General features: G+C 68.4%; 1 pseudogene. It reads left to right on the top strand.

Going from position 1 to position 551, the window contains the following annotated elements:
* Window positions 1–551 (top strand): annotated as a pseudogene (locus tag CFB40_RS37610) (acetyl-CoA C-acetyltransferase); the annotation flags it as partial.

Raw genomic sequence — 551 nt, 5'->3', positions numbered from 1 at the left:
GCTGGTCGACACGATGATCGTCGACGGCCTGTGGGACGTGTACAACCAGTACCACATGGGCATCACGGCGGAGAACGTCGCGAAGGAATACGGGATCACGCGCGAAGAGCAGGACGCGTTCGCGGCGCTGTCGCAGAACAAGGCGGAAGCCGCGCAGAAGGCCGGCCGCTTCGACGATGAAATCGTGCCGGTGGCGATTCCGCAACGCAAAGGCGAGCCGCTGCAGTTCGCCACCGATGAATTCGTGCGTCACGGCGTGACGGCGGAATCGCTGGCCGGGCTGAAGCCGGCGTTCTCGAAGGACGGCTCGGTAACGGCGGCGAACGCGTCGGGGCTGAACGACGGCGCGGCGGCGGTGCTGGTGATGTCGGCGCAGAAGGCGGCGGCACTCGGCCTGACGCCGCTGGCGCGGATCAAGGCGTATGCGAACGCGGGCGTGGATCCGAGCGTGATGGGGATGGGCCCGGTGCCGGCATCGCGCCGGTGCCTGGAGCGCGCGGGCTGGACGCCGGGCGACCTGGACCTGATGGAGATCAACGAGGCATTCGCGG

It is taken from the genome of Burkholderia sp. AU31652 (genome assembly GCF_002223155.1).
Taxonomy (GTDB): domain Bacteria; phylum Pseudomonadota; class Gammaproteobacteria; order Burkholderiales; family Burkholderiaceae; genus Burkholderia.
The sequence above is the reverse complement of the archived record's forward strand: the minus strand, read 5'-3'. Positions and strand labels throughout refer to the sequence as shown.